Annotated in this window: 19 protein-coding genes; 14 read left to right on the forward strand and 5 right to left on the reverse strand. The window is 57.2% G+C overall.

From position 1 onward, the window contains the following. Nucleotides 1–71: 71 nt before the first annotated feature. From IBX59_RS07870 to IBX59_RS07880, 3 genes are all read left to right on the forward strand, one after another. Entirely contained in the window at nucleotides 72–329 is a 258-nt protein-coding gene (locus tag IBX59_RS07870; protein ID WP_296374191.1) for a helix-turn-helix domain-containing protein, read from the forward strand. Nucleotides 330–406: 77 nt separating this feature from the next. Next, nucleotides 407–2,101, forward strand: a complete 1,695-nt coding sequence (locus IBX59_RS07875) for a SulP family inorganic anion transporter (RefSeq protein ID WP_296374193.1) — start codon at nucleotides 407–409, stop codon at nucleotides 2,099–2,101. Nucleotides 2,102–2,169: 68 nt separating this feature from the next. Further along, a complete protein-coding gene (locus IBX59_RS07880) occupies nucleotides 2,170–2,451 on the forward strand; it encodes a winged helix-turn-helix domain-containing protein (protein ID WP_296374195.1) in 282 nt (93 codons plus the stop codon). Between the two features lie 167 nt (nucleotides 2,452–2,618). Here the strand turns inward: IBX59_RS07880 and IBX59_RS07885 are convergent, their stop codons facing one another. Continuing rightward, complete coding sequence (locus tag IBX59_RS07885; RefSeq protein ID WP_296374196.1) at nucleotides 2,619–4,025, reverse strand: S8 family serine peptidase; 1,407 nt, start codon at nucleotides 4,023–4,025, stop codon at nucleotides 2,619–2,621. Between the two features lie 114 nt (nucleotides 4,026–4,139). Here IBX59_RS07885 and IBX59_RS07890 point away from each other — a divergent pair, with 114 nt between their 5' ends. The 11 genes from IBX59_RS07890 to IBX59_RS07940 all read left to right on the forward strand — a co-directional run bounded on the left by IBX59_RS07890 (nucleotide 4,140) and on the right by IBX59_RS07940 (nucleotide 11,721). Beyond that, nucleotides 4,140–4,634, forward strand: coding sequence for an RNA polymerase sigma factor (locus tag IBX59_RS07890; protein WP_296374198.1), 495 nt, complete (start codon nucleotides 4,140–4,142; stop codon nucleotides 4,632–4,634). Between the two features lie 40 nt (nucleotides 4,635–4,674). After that, entirely contained in the window at nucleotides 4,675–5,412 is a 738-nt protein-coding gene (locus IBX59_RS07895; RefSeq protein WP_296374201.1) for a hypothetical protein, read from the forward strand. Between the two features lie 153 nt (nucleotides 5,413–5,565). Further along, nucleotides 5,566–5,928 carry a hypothetical protein gene (locus IBX59_RS07900; protein WP_296374203.1) on the forward strand — a complete coding sequence of 121 codons (363 nt, stop codon included), beginning with the start codon at nucleotides 5,566–5,568 and terminating at the stop codon, nucleotides 5,926–5,928. Between the two features lie 213 nt (nucleotides 5,929–6,141). Continuing rightward, the gene (locus tag IBX59_RS07905) at nucleotides 6,142–7,521 is read left to right on the forward strand and encodes a GntP family permease (RefSeq protein WP_296374204.1); all 1,380 of its coding nucleotides are present in this window, start codon (nucleotides 6,142–6,144) and stop codon (nucleotides 7,519–7,521) included. A 120-nt stretch (nucleotides 7,522–7,641) separates the two neighbouring features. Next, nucleotides 7,642–7,782 (forward strand): hypothetical protein, encoded by a 141-nt coding sequence (locus tag IBX59_RS07910; protein ID WP_296374206.1) that lies wholly within the window; start codon nucleotides 7,642–7,644, stop codon nucleotides 7,780–7,782. 34 nt (nucleotides 7,783–7,816) lie between these two features. Beyond that, entirely contained in the window at nucleotides 7,817–8,167 is a 351-nt protein-coding gene (locus tag IBX59_RS07915; RefSeq protein ID WP_296374208.1) for a helix-turn-helix transcriptional regulator, read from the forward strand. 60 nt (nucleotides 8,168–8,227) lie between these two features. Further along, nucleotides 8,228–9,331 carry an ACR3 family arsenite efflux transporter gene (gene arsB / locus IBX59_RS07920; RefSeq protein WP_296374210.1) on the forward strand — a complete coding sequence of 368 codons (1,104 nt, stop codon included), beginning with the start codon at nucleotides 8,228–8,230 and terminating at the stop codon, nucleotides 9,329–9,331. Nucleotides 9,332–9,798: 467 nt separating this feature from the next. Next, nucleotides 9,799–10,434, forward strand: a complete 636-nt coding sequence (locus tag IBX59_RS07925; RefSeq protein WP_296374212.1) for a rhodanese-like domain-containing protein — start codon at nucleotides 9,799–9,801, stop codon at nucleotides 10,432–10,434. Between the two features lie 138 nt (nucleotides 10,435–10,572). After that, complete coding sequence (locus IBX59_RS07930) at nucleotides 10,573–10,983, forward strand: hypothetical protein (protein WP_296374214.1); 411 nt, start codon at nucleotides 10,573–10,575, stop codon at nucleotides 10,981–10,983. A 70-nt stretch (nucleotides 10,984–11,053) separates the two neighbouring features. Beyond that, nucleotides 11,054–11,239, forward strand: a complete 186-nt coding sequence (locus IBX59_RS07935) for a hypothetical protein (protein WP_296374216.1) — start codon at nucleotides 11,054–11,056, stop codon at nucleotides 11,237–11,239. A 95-nt stretch (nucleotides 11,240–11,334) separates the two neighbouring features. Further along, nucleotides 11,335–11,721: a DUF305 domain-containing protein gene (locus IBX59_RS07940; protein ID WP_296374218.1), complete on the forward strand. Its 387-nt coding sequence runs from the start codon at nucleotides 11,335–11,337 to the stop codon at nucleotides 11,719–11,721. Between the two features lie 95 nt (nucleotides 11,722–11,816). Here the strand turns inward: IBX59_RS07940 and IBX59_RS07945 are convergent, their stop codons facing one another. The 4 genes from IBX59_RS07945 to lpxC all read right to left on the reverse strand — a co-directional run bounded on the left by IBX59_RS07945 (nucleotide 11,817) and on the right by lpxC (nucleotide 17,832). Beyond that, nucleotides 11,817–13,505: a chloride channel protein gene (locus IBX59_RS07945; protein ID WP_296374220.1), complete on the reverse strand. Its 1,689-nt coding sequence runs from the start codon at nucleotides 13,503–13,505 to the stop codon at nucleotides 11,817–11,819. A gap of 767 nt (nucleotides 13,506–14,272) precedes the next feature. Then, the gene (gene recN / locus IBX59_RS07950) at nucleotides 14,273–15,922 is read right to left on the reverse strand and encodes a DNA repair protein RecN (protein WP_296374223.1); all 1,650 of its coding nucleotides are present in this window, start codon (nucleotides 15,920–15,922) and stop codon (nucleotides 14,273–14,275) included. A 35-nt stretch (nucleotides 15,923–15,957) separates the two neighbouring features. Next, the gene (locus tag IBX59_RS07955) at nucleotides 15,958–16,782 is read right to left on the reverse strand and encodes an outer membrane protein assembly factor BamD (protein ID WP_296374226.1); all 825 of its coding nucleotides are present in this window, start codon (nucleotides 16,780–16,782) and stop codon (nucleotides 15,958–15,960) included. A gap of 132 nt (nucleotides 16,783–16,914) precedes the next feature. Beyond that, nucleotides 16,915–17,832, reverse strand: coding sequence for a UDP-3-O-acyl-N-acetylglucosamine deacetylase (gene lpxC / locus IBX59_RS07960; RefSeq protein WP_296374228.1), 918 nt, complete (start codon nucleotides 17,830–17,832; stop codon nucleotides 16,915–16,917). Between the last annotated feature and the right edge of the window lie 93 nt (nucleotides 17,833–17,925).

Genomic DNA, 17,925 nt, shown 5'->3' on the forward strand with positions numbered 1-17,925 from the left:
CAGTTATTATGATACTTGACATATCATCTTGCCATTTTTATATGGCAGTCATAGACGTCAGGACATGATCCATGATTACCGCTACCCAACTCCGTGCCGCGCGTGCATTACTTGGTATTGATCAAAAAAGACTGGCTGAATTAGCGGGCCTTTCGGTGCCCACGATCCAGCGGATGGAGGCCAGCAGCGGCAACGTCAGGGGGGTTGTGGACAGCCTGACCAAGGTTGTTGGCGCGCTTGAACAGGCCGGCGTTGAGCTGATCAGCGAAGGTGCAACCAGCACAGCCAGCGGACGCGGTGTTCGCTTGAAGACCCCCCAAACACCCTAACACGACTTTACCCCGCGACGGCGACCGCCGACCAAAGCCTGCGATCCCGCCGCCTTTTTTACCAAGGTGCGGATAAGATGAATACCAAAGCAAAAGAACCAAGCAACGCGCCCAGTTTCGCAGAACTTTTTACACCAAAGCTGGTGACAGTCCTGCGCGAAGGCTATGGCCTGGCGCAATTGCGCGCCGATGCGGTGGCCGGGCTGACGGTCGCTATTGTTGCATTGCCACTGAGCATGGCCATCGCCATTGCATCAGGGGCGACACCGGCGCAGGGGCTTTATACAGCCATCGTCGGCGGGTTTCTTGTGTCGCTGCTGGGCGGGTCGCGGTTTCAGATCGGCGGGCCCGCGGGGGCCTTCATTGTTTTGGTGGCCAGCACCGTCGCGCTGCACGGGATGGACGGGCTGATCCTTGCAACATTGATGTCAGGCATGATGATGGTGGCCGTCGGTTTTCTGCGGCTTGGCACCTATATCAAATTTATCCCCTTTCCCGTCACGGTCGGCTTTACCGCCGGGATCGCAGTGATCATCTTTGCCAGCCAAATCAAGGAATTGCTGGGTTTGTCGCTTACCGACGAGCCGGGCGAGCTGCTGGAAAAACTCCCCGCGCTGTGGGATGCGCGCGCAAGCTTGACAGCGGCGGCATTGGCGGTCTCGGTCGTGACGGTCGCTGTCATCCTTGGATTGAAAAACTGGCGGCCGCATTGGCCCGGCATGTTGATTGCAGTGGCAGTTGCGGCGGGGGCAACGGCCCTGTTTGGCTTGCCGGTGGAAACCATCGGGACCAAGTTCGGCGGCATCCCCTCTGGCCTGCCTGCACCGGCTTTGCCTGTTTTCACGGTAGATCTGGCGCTTCAGGTCTTGCCCGCCGCCATTTCCTTTACCCTGCTTGGCGCGATTGAATCGCTGCTTTCAGCGGTCGTGGCCGACGGGATGACCGGGCGGCGGCACCGGTCAAACAGCGAACTGGTCGCACAGGGTGCGGCCAATATCGGGGCGGCACTGTTTGGCGGGTTCTGCGTCACGGGCACAATCGCGCGGACCGCCACCAACGTGCGCGCCGGGGCGCATGGGCCTGTCGCAGGCATTCTGCACGCCATTTTCATTCTGTTATTCATGCTGGTGGCCGCACCACTGGCCGCCTATATCCCGCTTGCGGCTCTCGCCGGGGTCTTGGCCGTGGTCGCGTGGAACATGATTGAACGGCCCGCCATTTCGGTTCTGGTCCGGTCCGGCTGGGGCGATGCCAGCGTGCTGGGCGCGACCTTCTTTCTGACCATCTTCCGTGACCTGACCGAGGCAATCATCGTCGGCTTTGCGCTGGGGTCTGTCCTGTTCATCAACCGGATGAGCCAAAGCGCCGCAGTAGAAACAGAGACCCCCTTTGTCGGGCAGGATGTTGCCGACAGCGGCACATCCTATCAAGAGACGACAGCCGCTAACCCCGAAATTGTGGTGTATCACATCACGGGCGCATTTTTCTTTGGTGCCGCCGCATCCATCGGGTCGGTGCTGGACCGTATTCAGACAACACACAAAGCACTGATTGTCGATTTTGGCGCTGTGCCATTCCTTGATTCCACCGGCGCAAATGTGATCGAAGGTCTGGCCCACAAGGCACACCGGCAAGGGGTGCGGCTTTATATTGCTGCCGCAAACCCAGACATTCGCCGCGCCTTGTTGACGCATGGGGTGCGGCCCCCTGAAACTTGTTACACGACAACGGTCGCAGACGCGCTTGAGATCGAAGGACAAACCGCCGCATGACACAGCATCACTTGGTATCATCGGATTGACCATCATCAACGCAGTGCACGTTATCATCGGAGAAGGCCATGAAGTTTGAACAAGCACAAACCCTTTTACGGCGCCGCAATTCGGGTGCAACGTTTCGCAGAAGGGTCGTCTTGCGCGCGCTTGAACGGCCCCGGACGCAGACCGAGTTGCGCAACTATCTGGGCATGAGCAATTCGGGCACCCTGCATCTGTTGCGTCGCATGGAAAGCGAGGGGCTGGTGCGCGCGGTTCAGCGTGTCGGTTGGACCCAAGTCTGGGAACGGCGCACCAATACATGCGACACTGACACCGCAGACGAAAGCGTTACGGGCAAAACCTGAACAGGCTTTTGCTGCAATCACGGGCCGCCATGGGTTTTGCCGGCCTGTGCCACCACATAGGAACCAAGAAAATGGGTATTTTCTTTATTTTCGCACTGATCGCATTTCTGCTTTATCTTTTCTAATCACGGCATTTTCCCGATACCATGTTAGGGGGGTGCGCTTTTTCATTCATCAGATGCAGGCAAATACTGCGGATTGGCTGACATCAGACGACACGACGCATCCACCGCAGGCACCAGCCCTGCCCCAAAAACAGGATCGGGCCCAATAGGGCCAATATCCGTCGCCAATTGATTCAATGACTCGGCGACTTCCGGGGCCGTCAGGTCAGGCACGGCCACCCGGAGCAGCCCAGCAGCAGCCGTTACAAAAGGTGTTGCAAAGGATGTTCCGGTTTTCCAACGCGCGCCCCGCACAGAAGCGGCCGTCCAGACTGCAACACCCGGCGCGGCAAGATCGACGTGTTCGCCCTGCACCGCGCGCCGATAGATATTCTTGTCACGGTCCACCGCGGTGACTGCAATCACCGGTTCAATCGCCGCCGGATACAGCGGGTCGGACCGTGGCCCAGCATTGCCCACAGCGGCCACAACGACGATATCCCTTGTCTCGATGATCCTGCGGATTAGCTCGTCCAAAACGGCATTTGGCGGCCCGGCAAGGCTCAGGTTCATCACATCGATATCCTGTTTGGCTAACAGGTCAATCGCCGCAAGCAATGAAAAAACATCTGCACGTTCATCGCCGTTCTGAACGCTGAAGGCATCGACAGCAAACACCTCGGCCTTGGGAACCAGCCCCGGCGACCGTGTGCCAGGTTGACCGATCAACAAGGCCACGATGGCGGTGCCATGCAGTTCGCGCGACGGTGTGGCCACCGATGGCGCAAAATCCAGTACAGTCAGCGCGGCACCTGCAAAAGTCTCATGGTCGGGATTGATGCCAGTATCGACAACGCCGATGCGCAGTCCGCCGCCACACCCATTGGCCCGGTTTTCGGGTAAGGACCACCCGAAATCAATTCTGATCGGGCATTCGAGGGCGATGCAATCGGGGTCAAACCCTTGTTCGGCGCGGTAAAAATGGTTCAAATCCGCAGCTTCGCCACTTGGCGCGGCGCGCACAATATCGCGGGCCGCGTCAAGCGTCAGCCCCGCCGGGATGCGCAGCCGCCGCGAAACGACACCAAGCGAATCAAGGTCGCGTTCTTCAATGATTGCAAACCCTTGGGACACCAGCCCTGTCAGATCGTCAGGCGACAGGTTCAAAGTGACAATTTCATCGGAAAACGCCACCGGCCGCACCACAGGCGCTGCGGTCGGGGCAGGCCCAGGCGCAGGGCGAAAAATGCGGGACAACAACGGAGCAAGATCAATCGTGACAGGGTCAGCCGTGGGGGCCGGTCGTCTGGCCGAACGGGACCGGCTGGACCTGTCATCGTCGTCATCATCATCATCGTCATCGTCATCGTCGGCATAGGCCATACCGAACGACCAGCTTTCGCCAACCGACAAAATCGGTGCGACCATCAACAGGCCAATACAGAGAAAAAGGATGAAATGACGTGGCATGAATGAATTCCGATTTGTTATCTGACGTGAATTAGACGCATGGAAAAAGAATATATTCCCCGCTAACCATTACAAGCCGAAGTAATTCATGATTCCCACAGCTGGCTCAAGCGATTGTCTTACCCTGATTTTGAAAACACCCTGATCGCCCTGATGCCGAATTTGTATCGGTATGGCCTGCGCCTTTCGCGCCGGCCCGACATCGCAGAGGATCTGGTGCAGATCACGGTCGAACGCGCACTTGGCGCGCGCGACACGCTGGATGCGGCGACCCGCCTTGAACCCTGGCTGATCCGCATTCTGCGCAACGCCTATATTGACATGACCCGGCGCAACAAGACGCGGGGCACAGAAATCGATATCTTTGACGCGCCAGATGCAGCGACGGTCGATGGGGCACGTGTGACCGAAAACGCACTGATGCTGGACGCCACCGAACGCGCCTTGCAAGACCTGCCCGAAGACCAGCGCAGCGTGCTGTTGCTCGTGTGTTATCAAGAGATGTCTTATGCTGATACAGCAGACATTCTGGGCATCCCCAAAGGCACTGTCATGAGCCGCCTTGCCCGTGCGCGTGCCGCCTTGGCAGAAAAGTTGGGAATAAATTGACAGCGCATGCGTCATCACAGGGCAATGTGCGGAGATGGACATGAACAGTGATAAAGTTAACGATCTTACCTTGATGGCCTATGCCGACGGCGCGCTTGACGCCGCAGAGGCCGCGCGCGTTGCGCAAATGGTCGCAGCGGACCCGATACTGGCGCAGCGTCTGGCAGGTTTTACGGGCACCCGCGATGCGCTGGCGGCGCTGCGGCGTAAGGATGATGACAACATCCCACTGCCTACCGACTTGCAGGCGAAATTGCGCGCACAGATAAACGCCGCTGCGGAGGCAAAGGCGGCAGCACCCGCAAACCTGTTACCTTTTGCCCGCAAATCGCGCGGATTGGCGCCGTTTTGGTCTGGCGCGCTTGCTGCCAGTCTGGCCTTGGCCGTGGGCCTGGGTGCAGGCTATTTCATGGCTTCGCAACCTGCCGGCAGCGACAATCTGGCCCTGGCGGCGGCGCTAGACCGCGCGCCATCAGGATCCGAGGAACACTTGGCAGACGGAACCGTCGTGCGGTTGGTATCCAGTTTTTACAATGCACAAGGCGCATTTTGCCGGGAATACGAACGCCGACAGCCCACCGGCGCACAGACGATCGAAGTCGCTTGCGACGCCGGCACCGGATGGCAAATGCAGTTGATGCTGGCCTTCAATGACACCGAAGGTTACGCCCCCGCCGCTGCGCCCGAACTGCTGGATCTGTATTTCACGCAATCTGCCGCAGGCGCGCCGCTTTCGGTCGCGCAAGAGCAAAGTGCGCTTGCAACACGGGGCCGCTGATTTGACATCCGCCGCATGTCTGGCGCCGCTTGTCTGGCGCGGCACGGCACAGCAAAGCGCGCAGTGATCGGGCTAGGTGTTCAGGCCCGAGATGTGTTAGGCTTATGCTGCGATGTGGCCGCCACGTGATGACGTGTGCTTTACTGGAAAATCTTGCGCAAACATGCAGGATCCATCCCCGGCATATATCGGGTCCGCATCGCACAACCAGATAAAGGAGAAACCTTAATGTCTGACAAAAACGCATATACCGAAAAAGCAAAGGCAAAACTGGATCAGTGGAATGCAGAAATCGACAAGCTGAAAGCCAAAGCTGAAGAATCCGAAGCCGATGCAAAGATCGCATATCAAAAACAGATCGACGAACTCCGCGACCAGCGCGATGCCGCGGAAGCAAAGCTCAAGGAAGTTCATGAAGCCAGCGACGATGCATGGTCCGAAATGAAAGCCGGCTTCGATAAGGCGTGGGATAACATATCGACTTCGATTGAAAAGGCCATGTCCCGGTTCAAATAACGTCCCGGCCCAGCCTCGTGCGCAGGCAGATTTTTATTGTGATCCGATCGGCGTCGCAATAGCCTTGCTGCAACGCAGCATGAGGGCGACATGGCCGGGTTTCGCACGCAAGAATACATTAATTCGGTGCTTTCAGGCCAGCGCCCCCGCGGTGTAAACAGCATGGGGGCGTTGGTCAGGCACATCATCTTTGCCTGGGCGAAGGGCTAGCGCATGGTGGGTGGTTTTGTCATTTTCGCGGCACTGGCGGCCCTTATCTTTTTAGCCTATCGCGGGCTGAGCCTGTTGCTGATCGCGCCGGCCATGGCCATGACCGCCGTGCTGATCGCCGAAGGTGGGCCAGTTCTGGCAAGCTATACCCAGGTTTTCATGCGCGCGATGGGCGGATTCGTCATCCAGTACTTCCCGTTGTTCTTGCTGGGCGCGGTCTTTGGCAAACTGATGGAAGCGTCGGGTGCCGCGCGCGTTCTGGCAGATGGTATTATCCACCGGCTTGGGGAACGCCGCGCAATTTTGTCGGTGATCCTGTCCTGCGCGGTCATGACATATGGCGGGGTCTCGCTTTTTGTTGTGGCTTTTGCCGTCTGGCCTATCGCAGCGGCACTGTTCCGCGAGGCGAACCTGCCCAAAGTCCTGATCCCGGCCACGATCGCGCTGGGTGCCTTTACCTTTACCATGACAGCCCTGCCCGGCACGCCAGCGATCCAGAATGCTATCCCGATGCCGTATTTTGGCACCACACCCTTTGCAGCACCGGGGCTGGGGATCATTTCAGGGGCGATGATGTTCGGAATGGGCTGGGCGTGGCTGGAATACCGCGCACGGGCTTTGGGACCGGGCTACGCCAGCACCGCAGAACCCACCCAAAATGCGCAACAGGACAATCTGCCGTCGCTTTTCGTTGCGGTCATTCCGTTGGTTCTGGTCTTGGGGATAAACCTTGTTTTCACTTTCTGGGTGATCCCGCGGATGGACACCGGCTATCTGGCAAGATCAGACTTTGGCACAACAGATGTCTCAGCGCTGCGCGGCATCTGGTCGATCATTGCGGCGCTGACGCTTGCGTCGCTGGTGCTGGTGGCGTTGAACTGGCGGCGTCTGGCGGATGGTCTGGGCAAGACGCTGGACGATGGCGCGCGGGATTCGCTGCAACCGATTTTCAACACCGCAAGCCTTGTCGGCTTTGGCGCGGTAATTGCAACGCTGTCAGCCTTTGGCGTGATCCGTGACTGGGTGGTCAACCTTGGCGGTGACAACCCGCTGATATCGCTTGCCATTGGCACAAGCTTGCTGGCGGGGATGACGGGCTCGGCATCGGGGGGGATGTCCATTGCACTGGCGACCTTGGGCGAAACATATCTGGCGATGGGTCAGGCGGCGGGGATATCGCCCGCGCTGCTGCACCGTGTCACGGCTGTTGCCACAGGAGGGCTGGACGCCTTGCCACACAACGGTGCGGTGATCACCCTTTTGACGATCTGCGGGCTGACGCATCGCGAAGCCTATCGGGATGTCGCCGTGGTCGCCGTCATCATACCGATCATCGCGCTTGTCGTGCTGGTGACGCTGGGCAGCCTGCTGGGCAGTTTTTGAAACACACGATCGAGGATGCGCCCTTTTTCTGATCCGCTTGCACAACAATTCCGCGAAGTCTGGCATGATGCCTACGCTGATCGGCAAGCCGACAAATCTGATTGTATCCGGGTTTCAGCGATGGCACCGGCAATGTGCCTTTCGGTGATCGTGGCGGTGATCGCCTTCCCCTTGTTGCGGGTCGTCAGGCCATTCTGGCGGCACGGCACCTGCCTTGCGCCTCCAGCGTTGTTTTCACTGGTATCGTCATTTCCCGATTGATATGTATAGGCTAAAGACGATACAGGAGCATGCCATGCCGATCAAAGACCACCAGGTTTTGTCGCCCCTGCTTGCAGAGAAAGACATCGCCGCGATTGCCAAGGCGCTGGCACATCCCGCGCGGGTCAGGATCATTGCTTTTGTGTTGTCGCGTCCCGGCTGCATAGGCGGCGATATCGTCGATCAGGTTGGGCTTGCGCAATCGACGGTGTCAGAACATCTGCGGATTCTCAAGGAATCGGGACTGATCGAGGGCACCATCACCTATCCACGGACCTGCTATTGGCTCAACCCTGCGTCCTTGGCCCCGCTGCGCGCCTTGATCGATGCAGTCGCCGCGCGCCCCGCAAGCGGGGAAAACAGTGTTTGCGACACGTCGCCTTGAAAAACGCCGCAACATGCGCCGCCCCCCCCGCCGAGATACCGCGAACAAAGGAACGAATGAATGTCTGCTTTTGAACGATACCTGTCCGTCTGGGTTGGGCTGGCGATTATCGCCGGTCTCGTGCTTGGCCAGATCACGCCGGGGCTGGTCAGCTTTCTGGCCTCGCTGGAATACGGGTCGGTCAATTTTGTTGTCGCCGTACTGATTTGGGCCATGGTCTATCCCATGATGGTCTCGGTGGATTTTCGCGCGCTGGCACGGGTGCATGAACGCCCCAAAGGTATCATCATCACGCTGGCTGTGAACTGGCTGATCAAGCCGTTTACCATGGCCGCATTGGGGCTTTTGTTTTTCGAATGGATTTTCGCGCCTTACATCGAACCGGGCACATCGGGGCAATACATTGCGGGTTTGATCCTGCTGGGGGCCGCCCCTTGCACGGCCATGGTCTTTGTTTGGTCGCAACTGACCAAGGGCGATCCAAATTACACGCTGGCGCAAGTGTCGCTGAATGACGCGATCATGGTGTTTGCCTATGCACCGATCGTGGCACTGCTGTTGGGTGTCACGGATATCGTGGTGCCTTGGGCGACGCTGGTCCTGTCTGTCGGGCTTTATGTCGTCGTGCCATTGGCGGCGGGGATCGTAACGCGCGTGTTGATGACACGCCGCACGGCTCGTCCCGCCGAAGCTGACGCCGCCGTCAATGCCTTTACAGCAAAGGTAAAGCCCTTTTCAGTGATCGGTTTGCTGGCGACTGTAGTGCTGCTTTTCAGCTTTCAGGGCAAAGTCATTCTTGCCCAGCCAGTCGTCATCGTGATGATCGCGATCCCCTTGCTGATCCAGTCCTACGGTATCTTCGCGATTGCCTATTATGCCGCAAAAGCGTGGCGTGTGCCGCACAACATCGCCGCCCCATGTGCAATGATTGGCACATCGAATTTTTTTGAACTGGCAGTCGCCGTGGCCATTGGGCTTTTTGGCCTCAATTCCATCGCAGCCTTGGTCACGGTTGTCGGTGTGCTGGTCGAAGTGCCCATCATGCTGTCGCTGGTCTGGTTTGCCAATCGCACGCGCCACTGGTTCCCCGCCACGCAAACCGCGATCCGCCCAGCCAGTGGAAAAAGCGGGCCTGATATTTCGCATAGCCCTGATCGCAGTTGATCATTGCGCAACCCAAAGCGCGCGCTTTGGGCCCGAAGATGCGCTAAAAGACCGGCTTTCGGGCCGTGCGGCCCCGTTGCGTGATGCCGGGCCAAAGGTTAATATCGACAATGGCGCCGCGAATTCTGCACGCAGTCAGATGACCCAAGGTTTGGCCCACGCCCTGTTGCCCGCCACAGTGACAAGGGCCAGCGCAGGGTCAGCCCCTGGGGCGACTGGTGTCATCCTCTGATCCGGGTGGCTCTTTGCGCCGACGAAATCTGCGCCTATGCGCCCAAGGCGCGGAATTTGTCCCATTTGTCATTAAAATGCCTTTGTTGCGCCGTAACAAACCGCAAAATTAATCCAAAATTAATGGATGTTTTGAAGATATTCAGAGCGGGTAACAGGACAGGCAGCAGGACATGCGACCAAACTCAACGCAAAAAAAACCGGCGCAATCAATCACCGTGAAAATAAAATATAGCTTGAAAACAATCATTTGCGTGGCAGGCGCCAGCATGATGTCCATGGGGCCAGCTATCGCCCAGAATGTTTTTATCACGCCCGATATTCCTTATGTCGAATTTGACAACGGGCGGGAATTTTTCGTTATTGAACGCAATCAGGACGCAGAAGCGCGGATCCCTGACTTTTTCACCATGACGTCGCGCCAATGCCCGCCATTTTGCATACAGCCAATGTCTGGCGGTGAAGGTGTGACAACCGTTGGTGAACTTGAAGTGCTTGAATTCATGCAACAACAGGTCACAAACGGCACGGGGTTGATCGTTGATGCCCGGCTGAACGAATGGTATTTGCGCGGAACAATCCCGGGCGCGACCAATTTGCCATTTACGCTGTTCGACAACCCTGCAAATAACCCGTTTCTGGTGCCGGTGCTGAAGGCACTTGGCGGGGTGCAGGCGGATGATGGCAATTGGGATATGTCTGATGCCCGGGAACTGCTTATGTTTTGCGACGGCCAATGGTGCGGGCAATCGCACATGGCAATTGGAAACCTGATGAAGATTGGTTACCCGGGCGAAAAAATTCGCTATTATCGTGATGGGATGCAGGGTTGGTTGACCGTTGGTCTGACCGTGGAAATGCCGTCGCAATAGGGTCCGGGGGGAACAGCAGTCATGCTGATCACGGTTCGAAAGTTCGCGACCGTTTTTGCGATAGCGATCACACCTCAAATCGCCAGCGCTGCGGGTGACATTGCGCGCGTCGCTGTGCCAACGGACCGCGCGGATCTGGTGCTGGTTGATCTGGACGCATTGACCGCGCAGGACAAGCGACGGTTAACTTTCTATGCTGAAAAAATCATCCTCGGAATAAAGGAAATCAGTGACCTTGAACTGGCTGCGGATGCTGACGGTGTTGCCAATAAAATTGATGCTTGTCGTAATCTTGCAGGAAGATTTACCACTGCATCCCAAGAGCTTGGCCTGACCACAGACGAGGCGCGGCGTTATTTTCTGGTGCAGTTTGTCAGCACCTATACGGGACGGCTGCCTAACGCGATGGTGGATGATACGGGCACCTTTGACCTCAATGCGCTTTTCAGTGGCAACGCCGAACCGCCCAAGCCTCGCCCCACAAACCCAGACGATATTGTTGACCTGCTGCGCAACGAAACGATTAGGGGAACCGCCACCCCGAATTAGCCAATTCGTCACAGGTGACGTTTGCTGTTCTTGCGCTATTCTCTTGCCAAATTTGTAGGAATCCGGGATCATGTCCTACCAACCGCACGGCCGGGTCGAAAATTATACACGCCCATTTCTTGTTACGGCATGGGTATTTGTTTTCATGACGTTATGGCTGATTGCATCGCTTTTTGGGCTTTTGTGGGTGATCGCTGTATCTTATGCGTGTGACCTGTTGCTGAAATGGGCGGGGCGCCGCAAACAGGGCAAATGAATCGCAACATGCTTTTCGATCGAAATGCGGGTTTCGTGACTTGTCCAGCAGTGACTGGACTCTACGTTCCCGTGTGACAACAACAGGAGAATAAAATGAAAAAACACACCGTCCTTTTCAGCGCGCTGGCACTTGCAGGTGCTGCGGCCTTTGCCCAGCAGGCCACGATGGATCATTCAAACATGGATCACGGGGCCGCAACACACGGCATGGCAGACATGTCAGGATCTTCCGCCGCCTATACGGCTGTCAATGATGCCATGCATGGCGCAATGATGATCGAGATGACAGGTGACGCGGATGTCGATTTCATTCGCGGCATGATCCCGCATCACCAAGGGGCCGTCGATATGGCGCGAATTGTGTTGGAATACGGCAGCGACCCTGATGTGCGCAAACTGGCGATGGAAGTCATTGCAGCACAAGAGGCCGAGATCGCCTGGATGCATGACTGGCTGGCGAAAAACGCGCCAAACCAATAAACATTGCGGCATTCACTTAGGGGATCACAAAACGCGACCATCCGCCCAAGAGAGGTAGCAACTTGTGATCCAGGTTAAGTCGAAACGCGAAAAGGTCAGGAATGTTCCTCGGCGGCGGTTTCGGCCAATGCACGGTTCATCACCCGCAGCGCATCGACCTGAAACAGCGCGCCCAAAAGCGCGGGCGGGCTGTTTTCCCCCCCTAAAATGACAACGGGCACAAACGCATGCCCGGTGCGTTCAAACAGCGGCATCGCCTGTTCCAACGTTGCCTGTCCGTCAATATACACCCCGTCGCGGACAAGATCCCAGCACTGGTCTTCAGGCGCAGCGCGCGACATCGACTTGTCCCGCATGATATCAGCCACTTTGAACGTGGACAAAAGATAGGCTTGCGGCCCCGCAGCAAGACGCACGCCCCGCCGTTCCAGCTGGGTCAGAAAGAACGACCGGTCCACCAGCCGTGACGCCAAAGCCGTTGACAGCGACACGGACACCATCACGGCAAGGCCTGTTTGCCAATCTCCGGTCAGTTCGAAAACGATCAAAGTGGTCGAAATGGGCGCCCCTAAAACGGCAGCCGCCACAGCACCCATACCTGCTAGCGCATAAAGTGTCCCTTCGCCCGACATGTTGGGAAAAACGGCTGTCGCAACGATACCAAAGGCCAGCCCGGTCAGCGCCCCTACCATCAAAGATGGCGAAAAAACACCGCCGCCCATGCGCCCCCCGACAGTAATTGCAACAGCAATCACCTTGAGAATGACAAAAACAACCGCTTCATGAAACAAAAGGCTTCCTGTCAAGGCGGCCGATGTCGTTTCATAGCCCACCCCGATGATGTGGGGCCACCAGATTGCCAACCCGCCCAAAAGCGCGCCCGCAATTACCGGACGCAGATAGCGCGGCAGTTTCACGGCGTCTTGCAAATAGCTGGCGACATCCTCTGCCAAGAAAATCGCCTTCATGAAAACAACGGCAACAAGCCCGCACAGCAACCCAAGCAACAAGAATGCAGGCAATTCGATGTAAAAGGTCAGCGCCGTCGAACCCGGCAAGATAAACTCGGTCACATCGCCAAAGGCCAAGCGGTTGATCACCGTCCCCGCCACAGACGCGATGACGATAGGGGCAAAGGCGTGCACCGCGAAATGCCGCAAGATCACTTCAAGCGCGAAGAGCGCACCAGCGATCGGCGCATTAAAACTGGCCGATACCGCCGCGGCCACCGCACAACCCAGCAAATCGCGCCCCGTGATGCCATTTGCCTTGATCACGCGACAGACCCAGGTTGAAATAACAGCCGCCAGATGCACGACCGGCCCCTCCCGGCCGCTTGACCCGCCAGTTGACAAGGTAATCAAAGACGCAAGCGCCGACACAAGGCCGCGCCGCGCCTCGACCCGACCATTGTCAAGGGCGGCGCCCTTGATCACGTCAGACACAGACCGGACGCGGCCGTCATCGGTTCCGAAATGCAACAACAACCCGACAACGAACCCGCCAAAGACAGGGATCAACAAGATCTGGAACCATGCCAGATCGGCGGCAAAACTTGCCAGCAGCGTGGGGTCATCGGACCCGTAAAGCGACGATTGGATGGCGTAGATGCCAAGCCGGAACAACAAAGCCGCAAAACCCGCAGCGATCCCGATGGCCAGCGCAATGAACCAGAACTGCACCTGGCTTGGACCACGGGTTTTTACCACCCGCAGCGCGTTGGCCAAGGCCGCACGCAGGTTTATCGCACCCTGCCCCACGACCGATTTCAATGGCTCTGGCATCAGGAAGACCCTTTTATCAACTTTCTGGGCAGCAACAGATGTTACAGCCGGTCTGGGTGGCTTGGGTGACCTGCCGCAGCACCACATCATCGTTACTAAAAGAACATCTGCCCCGCTCCAACCCTGCTATCGCGGAATCTTGTCCGGCATATAACCTTGGCAGCTGAGAGAATCATTTCAATCACAAAAACCGCAAATTTCACCAAATTGACTTAGCGATTGCAAAGGGCATCGCATCGCCACAAAACAGACAAAATTACAACCTTAACGAAACTTTGACCCGCGACAGCATTGTTTTTCAAACATGCCGCAATGGTGACCAAAATGGACGACGAATGCCCGTGGATGCCAATCAATACCTATTTTATGCTTGTATTGTTGCCAATTAATGTATCACTTTACCAATAATCCCGCTTGGCGTTCATCTTGTGATAATCTCTCAAATTACCTCTTTTGGTTGTGGGTCAGTATATATGACATACTTTGGTATAGGTTGTCGAAAAACAACCAAAACTGCTAAAACAAGGGTGTCGAGAAAGAAATATCTTGACCTTGCCGCAAGTAAGTGAAGTCAAAAGCCGGTTTGAGTGATGACTTCATGACGTTAAAACAGGGGCCTTGTTTGGCCGTTGTCGCGTCAGATTATGTTCGTGATGGGCGTGAGTGGCCAGAACGGACACCTGTTAAAGAGTAAGCGTGTTGACAAGTAACAGAGGTGGCAAAATCCAACGGCAGCTTCGACTGTTCGCGGTTTTTGTCACTTCTTTTTACTGGTCGATCAAAACCTTTGCGGCAGCGCGCGCCGCATCCGTGACGGTATCGCCTGACAGCATCCGCGCGATTTCATCGACCCTTTGCGCCGCGTCCAACGGCACAACTGTCGAGATGGTCGCATCTGCATCCTGATGTTTCTGAACGCGCCAATGGTGCTGGCCAAAAGCAGCAACCTGCGGCGAATGGGTAACAACCAGCACCTGCCCGCCCTGCGCCAGGGCCTGCAAGCGGCGCCCCACCGCATCCGCAGTGGCACCCCCGACACCACGGTCGATTTCATCAAAGATCATGGTCAAACCGTCGGTTGCCTGCGTCAGGCACACCTTTAACGCCAACAGAAACCTGCTCAGCTCACCGCCAGAGGCGATCTTGTTCAATGGCCCGGCGGGCGCACCGGGATTTGTGGCAACGCGAAAAGCAACCGCATCACGCCCCTCGGGGCCCGCATCGCCCGGGGTGATCGTTGTCGCAAAAAGCGCCCGCTCCATTTTCAAAGGGGCCAGTTCGGCCGCCATCGCCATATCCAACCCCGCCGCAGCCCCTTGCCGCAACTGTGACAGTCGATCCGCTGCATCATCATATTGTGCCTGCGCCGCCGTCAGATCAGATTGCAGCTTTTGCAAATCATTTGCGCCGGCATCCAGCAGCACAAGCCTGGCGCGCAGGTCATCGGCAAAACCACCCAGATCATCGGGCAAAACGCCATGTTTGCGCGCCAGCCCCCGGATCGCGAAAAGGCGTTCCTCGACATCCTCCAGATCGGATGGATTGAACGACAGCGCATCAAGACATTGCAGGACGCCGCCCTGTGCGTCATCCAGAGCCAGCATCGCCTGTTCGAGCGCGGCAAGAGGTGCGTCAAGCTGGCCTTCAGCCTGATCTGCCACACCCTGCAACCAACGCGCAGCATCATTTATCATGCCTTCGGCCCCGTTCAGGCCCAAGGCGTCACCCGCCTTGCCAATATCGCTGCGAATCCGCGCCGCAGCCTGCATCATGCGGCGTTGCGTATCCAGCGCTGCCTCTTCACCCTGTTCAGGGGCCAGAGCATCCAGTTCAGCCACAGCATGGCGCAGATAGTCTTCTTCATTGCGCACTGCGGCAATGCGGGCTTCGGTTGCGGCCAATGCTTGACGAATATCATGCAGCTTGCGCCAAGCCGCACGCGTTTGCGCCAATGCATCATCTGCCCCTGCGTAACTGTCCAGCATCTGCCGGTGTCCGCGCGGGTTGAGCAAGCCATGGTCATCATGCTGGCCATGCAGTTCGACCAACGTATCCGACAGGGCGCGCAGCACCTCGCCGCTGACACGCCGGTCATTGACCCAAGCAGTTTTGCGGCCATCGCGCGTGTTCACCCGCCGCAAGATCAGGTCATCTTCAACGGCGATGCCGGCCTCTTGCAAAACCGCATGCGCGGGGTGGTCTGGCGGCAGATCAAAGCAGGCTATTACCTCGCCGTGGTCAGCACCTTGACGGACCAGCTCTGCCCGGCCACGCCACCCCAACACAAACCCAAGTGAATCCAGCAAAATTGATTTGCCCGCGCCGGTTTCCCCCGTCAACACGTTCAGGCCCGGCTGGAAAGCCAGTTCCAGCCGGTCAATGATCAGCATGTCACGGATATCAAGGCTACGCAGCATAACCGCCCCACGCGCCAGGGTTCATGCCCCTGTGACTAGAGCCATTCACCGCGCACCACCTGCCGATAAATCGAGGCAAGCCAACTGTTGCCCGCCGCATCCGCTGTCAGGCCCTGACCGGTCAGCAGGGCATAGCTGGACTGATACCATTCGCTGGACCGATAGTTATACCCAAGGATCGCACCAGCGGTTTGCGCCTCTTCCACCAGCCCCAGCGACAGATAAGATTCAACAAGCCGGTGCAGCGCCTCTGCCGTGTGGGTCGTGGTCTGAAAGTCCTCGACCACGATGCGGAAACGGTTCGCTGCGGCCCCGTAGTACCCACGTTTGAGGTAATAGCGCCCGATTTCCATTTCCTTGGCGGCAAGATGGTCAAAGGCCAGATCGAACTTGAGCTTGGCAGGGCGCGCATATTCGCTGTTGGGATAGCGTTCAAACACATTGCGCAAGGCACCCAGTGCCTGAACCGTCAGGCCCTGATCACGGCCAATTTCGTCAATCTGGTCATAGAATGACAGCGCGACAAGATATGCGGCATAAGGGGCATCCTGTTCGGCTGGATAAAAATCAAGATACCGCTGCGCAGAGGCACGGCTGTTAGGATAATCCTGATCCCGGTGATAGGCAAAAGCCTGCATGATCAGTGCCCGCTGCGCAAATTCGGAATAAGGATAAAGGCGCTCGATCTCTCCGAAGGAAAACGCAGCATTATCCGGTCGCCCCTGTTCGATCTGTAATTCGCCCCGCGCAAAAATCTGTTGCGCAGTCAGGTTATCCAGATTCGTAGCATCACCGCCGCTACAAGCTGCCAGCACGACAAAGGCCAGTGCCGCACACCACTTGTCACTGCTACCCAACATAATCGAAGTCCCCACAAGTCGCGCTTGATAAACAGGGCTGACGCCCCGTCTTATCTTTTTCATCTAGCATAGAAAAATCTGAGGCAAAATGCCTTTTGCATGGTGTAGTCGACAAGACCGAGCGCCGTTGTTTCAAGCAACAGCTGGCAAATCCGCCAGACTGACACCCACACCGGGTAAACGCGCCGCAATTGCGGCATCACAGGCAACCCAGCGCCAATTTTCCGGCTGGTCAAAAAGCTGGCGCAACAACCGGTTGGTGATCGCGTGTCCCGCGCGGATCCCGGTATAACGGCCAAGAATTGGCGCACCTGCGGTGTAAAGATCACCCAAAGCATCCAACATCTTGTGACGCACGGCTTCATCCGGGTGGCGCAGGCCGCCAGGCGTCAGCACCTGATGCCCATCGAACACGACAGCGTTATTCAACGTGCCACCCAATGCCAGCCCATTGGCGCGCATGACGTCCACATCGGACGCGCGGCAAAAGGTCCGGCTGTCGCAAAGCTGGCGCACAAAAGCACCATTGGCCATATTCAGCGACTTTTGCTGCCTGCCAATTGCGGGTTCTTCAAAATCAATCTGGAAATCAATCTGCAATGTCGTGGCCGGCGTCAGGCTAGCCGTCGATACCCCATCGGTAACAGTGACATCGCGCAAGATTTCGATTGCGCGCAACGGTGCGGACACCGTGGCAAGCCCAACATGCATGATACCGCGCACAAAGGCAGCCGCACTGCCATCAAGGATCGGCACCTCTGGTCCATCAATGTCGACCACTGCGTTATGCACACCACAGCCAGACAAAGCGGCCATCAAATGTTCAATGGTCGAAACCGTCACACCCGCAGCCGTCACAAGCCGCGTATTCAGCGGCGACACAACCACATGATCCCAACGGGCGGGTAAAATGGGCTGACCAGGCAAATCAACGCGGCGAAAGACGATTCCGCTTTCCGCACCAGCGGGGCGCAGGACAACCCGCACAGGCGCACCAGAGTGCAGCCCAACACCGTCGAAGGTTACTGGCGAATGAAGCGTGGTCTGCACGCGAACGTCCCTCTGATTATATTTCTTCATCTCGCTTCACCACCTAAGATGCGCGGCGACGAGTCTCAACTCACTCTTTGCAACGGTCTGAAA

Source organism: Yoonia sp., assembly GCF_014859355.1.
Lineage (GTDB): Bacteria > Pseudomonadota > Alphaproteobacteria > Rhodobacterales > Rhodobacteraceae > Yoonia.

What these genes read in the sequence shown, in the direction of transcription:
- IBX59_RS07870 (WP_296374191.1), top strand. Translation starts at nt 72, where the DNA reads ATGATTACCGCTACCCAACTCCGTGCCGCGCGTGCATTACTTGGTATT.
- IBX59_RS07875 (WP_296374193.1), top strand. Translation starts at nt 407, where the DNA reads ATGAATACCAAAGCAAAAGAACCAAGCAACGCGCCCAGTTTCGCAGAA.
- IBX59_RS07880 (WP_296374195.1), top strand. Translation starts at nt 2,170, where the DNA reads ATGAAGTTTGAACAAGCACAAACCCTTTTACGGCGCCGCAATTCGGGT.
- IBX59_RS07885 (WP_296374196.1), bottom strand. Translation starts at nt 4,025, where the DNA reads ATGCCACGTCATTTCATCCTTTTTCTCTGTATTGGCCTGTTGATGGTC.
- IBX59_RS07895 (WP_296374201.1), top strand. Translation starts at nt 4,675, where the DNA reads ATGAACAGTGATAAAGTTAACGATCTTACCTTGATGGCCTATGCCGAC.
- IBX59_RS07905 (WP_296374204.1), top strand. Translation starts at nt 6,142, where the DNA reads ATGGTGGGTGGTTTTGTCATTTTCGCGGCACTGGCGGCCCTTATCTTT.
- IBX59_RS07910 (WP_296374206.1), top strand. Translation starts at nt 7,642, where the DNA reads ATGGCACCGGCAATGTGCCTTTCGGTGATCGTGGCGGTGATCGCCTTC.
- IBX59_RS07915 (WP_296374208.1), top strand. Translation starts at nt 7,817, where the DNA reads ATGCCGATCAAAGACCACCAGGTTTTGTCGCCCCTGCTTGCAGAGAAA.
- arsB (WP_296374210.1), top strand. Translation starts at nt 8,228, where the DNA reads ATGTCTGCTTTTGAACGATACCTGTCCGTCTGGGTTGGGCTGGCGATT.
- IBX59_RS07935 (WP_296374216.1), top strand. Translation starts at nt 11,054, where the DNA reads ATGTCCTACCAACCGCACGGCCGGGTCGAAAATTATACACGCCCATTT.
- IBX59_RS07940 (WP_296374218.1), top strand. Translation starts at nt 11,335, where the DNA reads ATGAAAAAACACACCGTCCTTTTCAGCGCGCTGGCACTTGCAGGTGCT.
- IBX59_RS07945 (WP_296374220.1), bottom strand. Translation starts at nt 13,505, where the DNA reads ATGCCAGAGCCATTGAAATCGGTCGTGGGGCAGGGTGCGATAAACCTG.
- recN (WP_296374223.1), bottom strand. Translation starts at nt 15,922, where the DNA reads ATGCTGCGTAGCCTTGATATCCGTGACATGCTGATCATTGACCGGCTG.
- IBX59_RS07955 (WP_296374226.1), bottom strand. Translation starts at nt 16,782, where the DNA reads ATGTTGGGTAGCAGTGACAAGTGGTGTGCGGCACTGGCCTTTGTCGTG.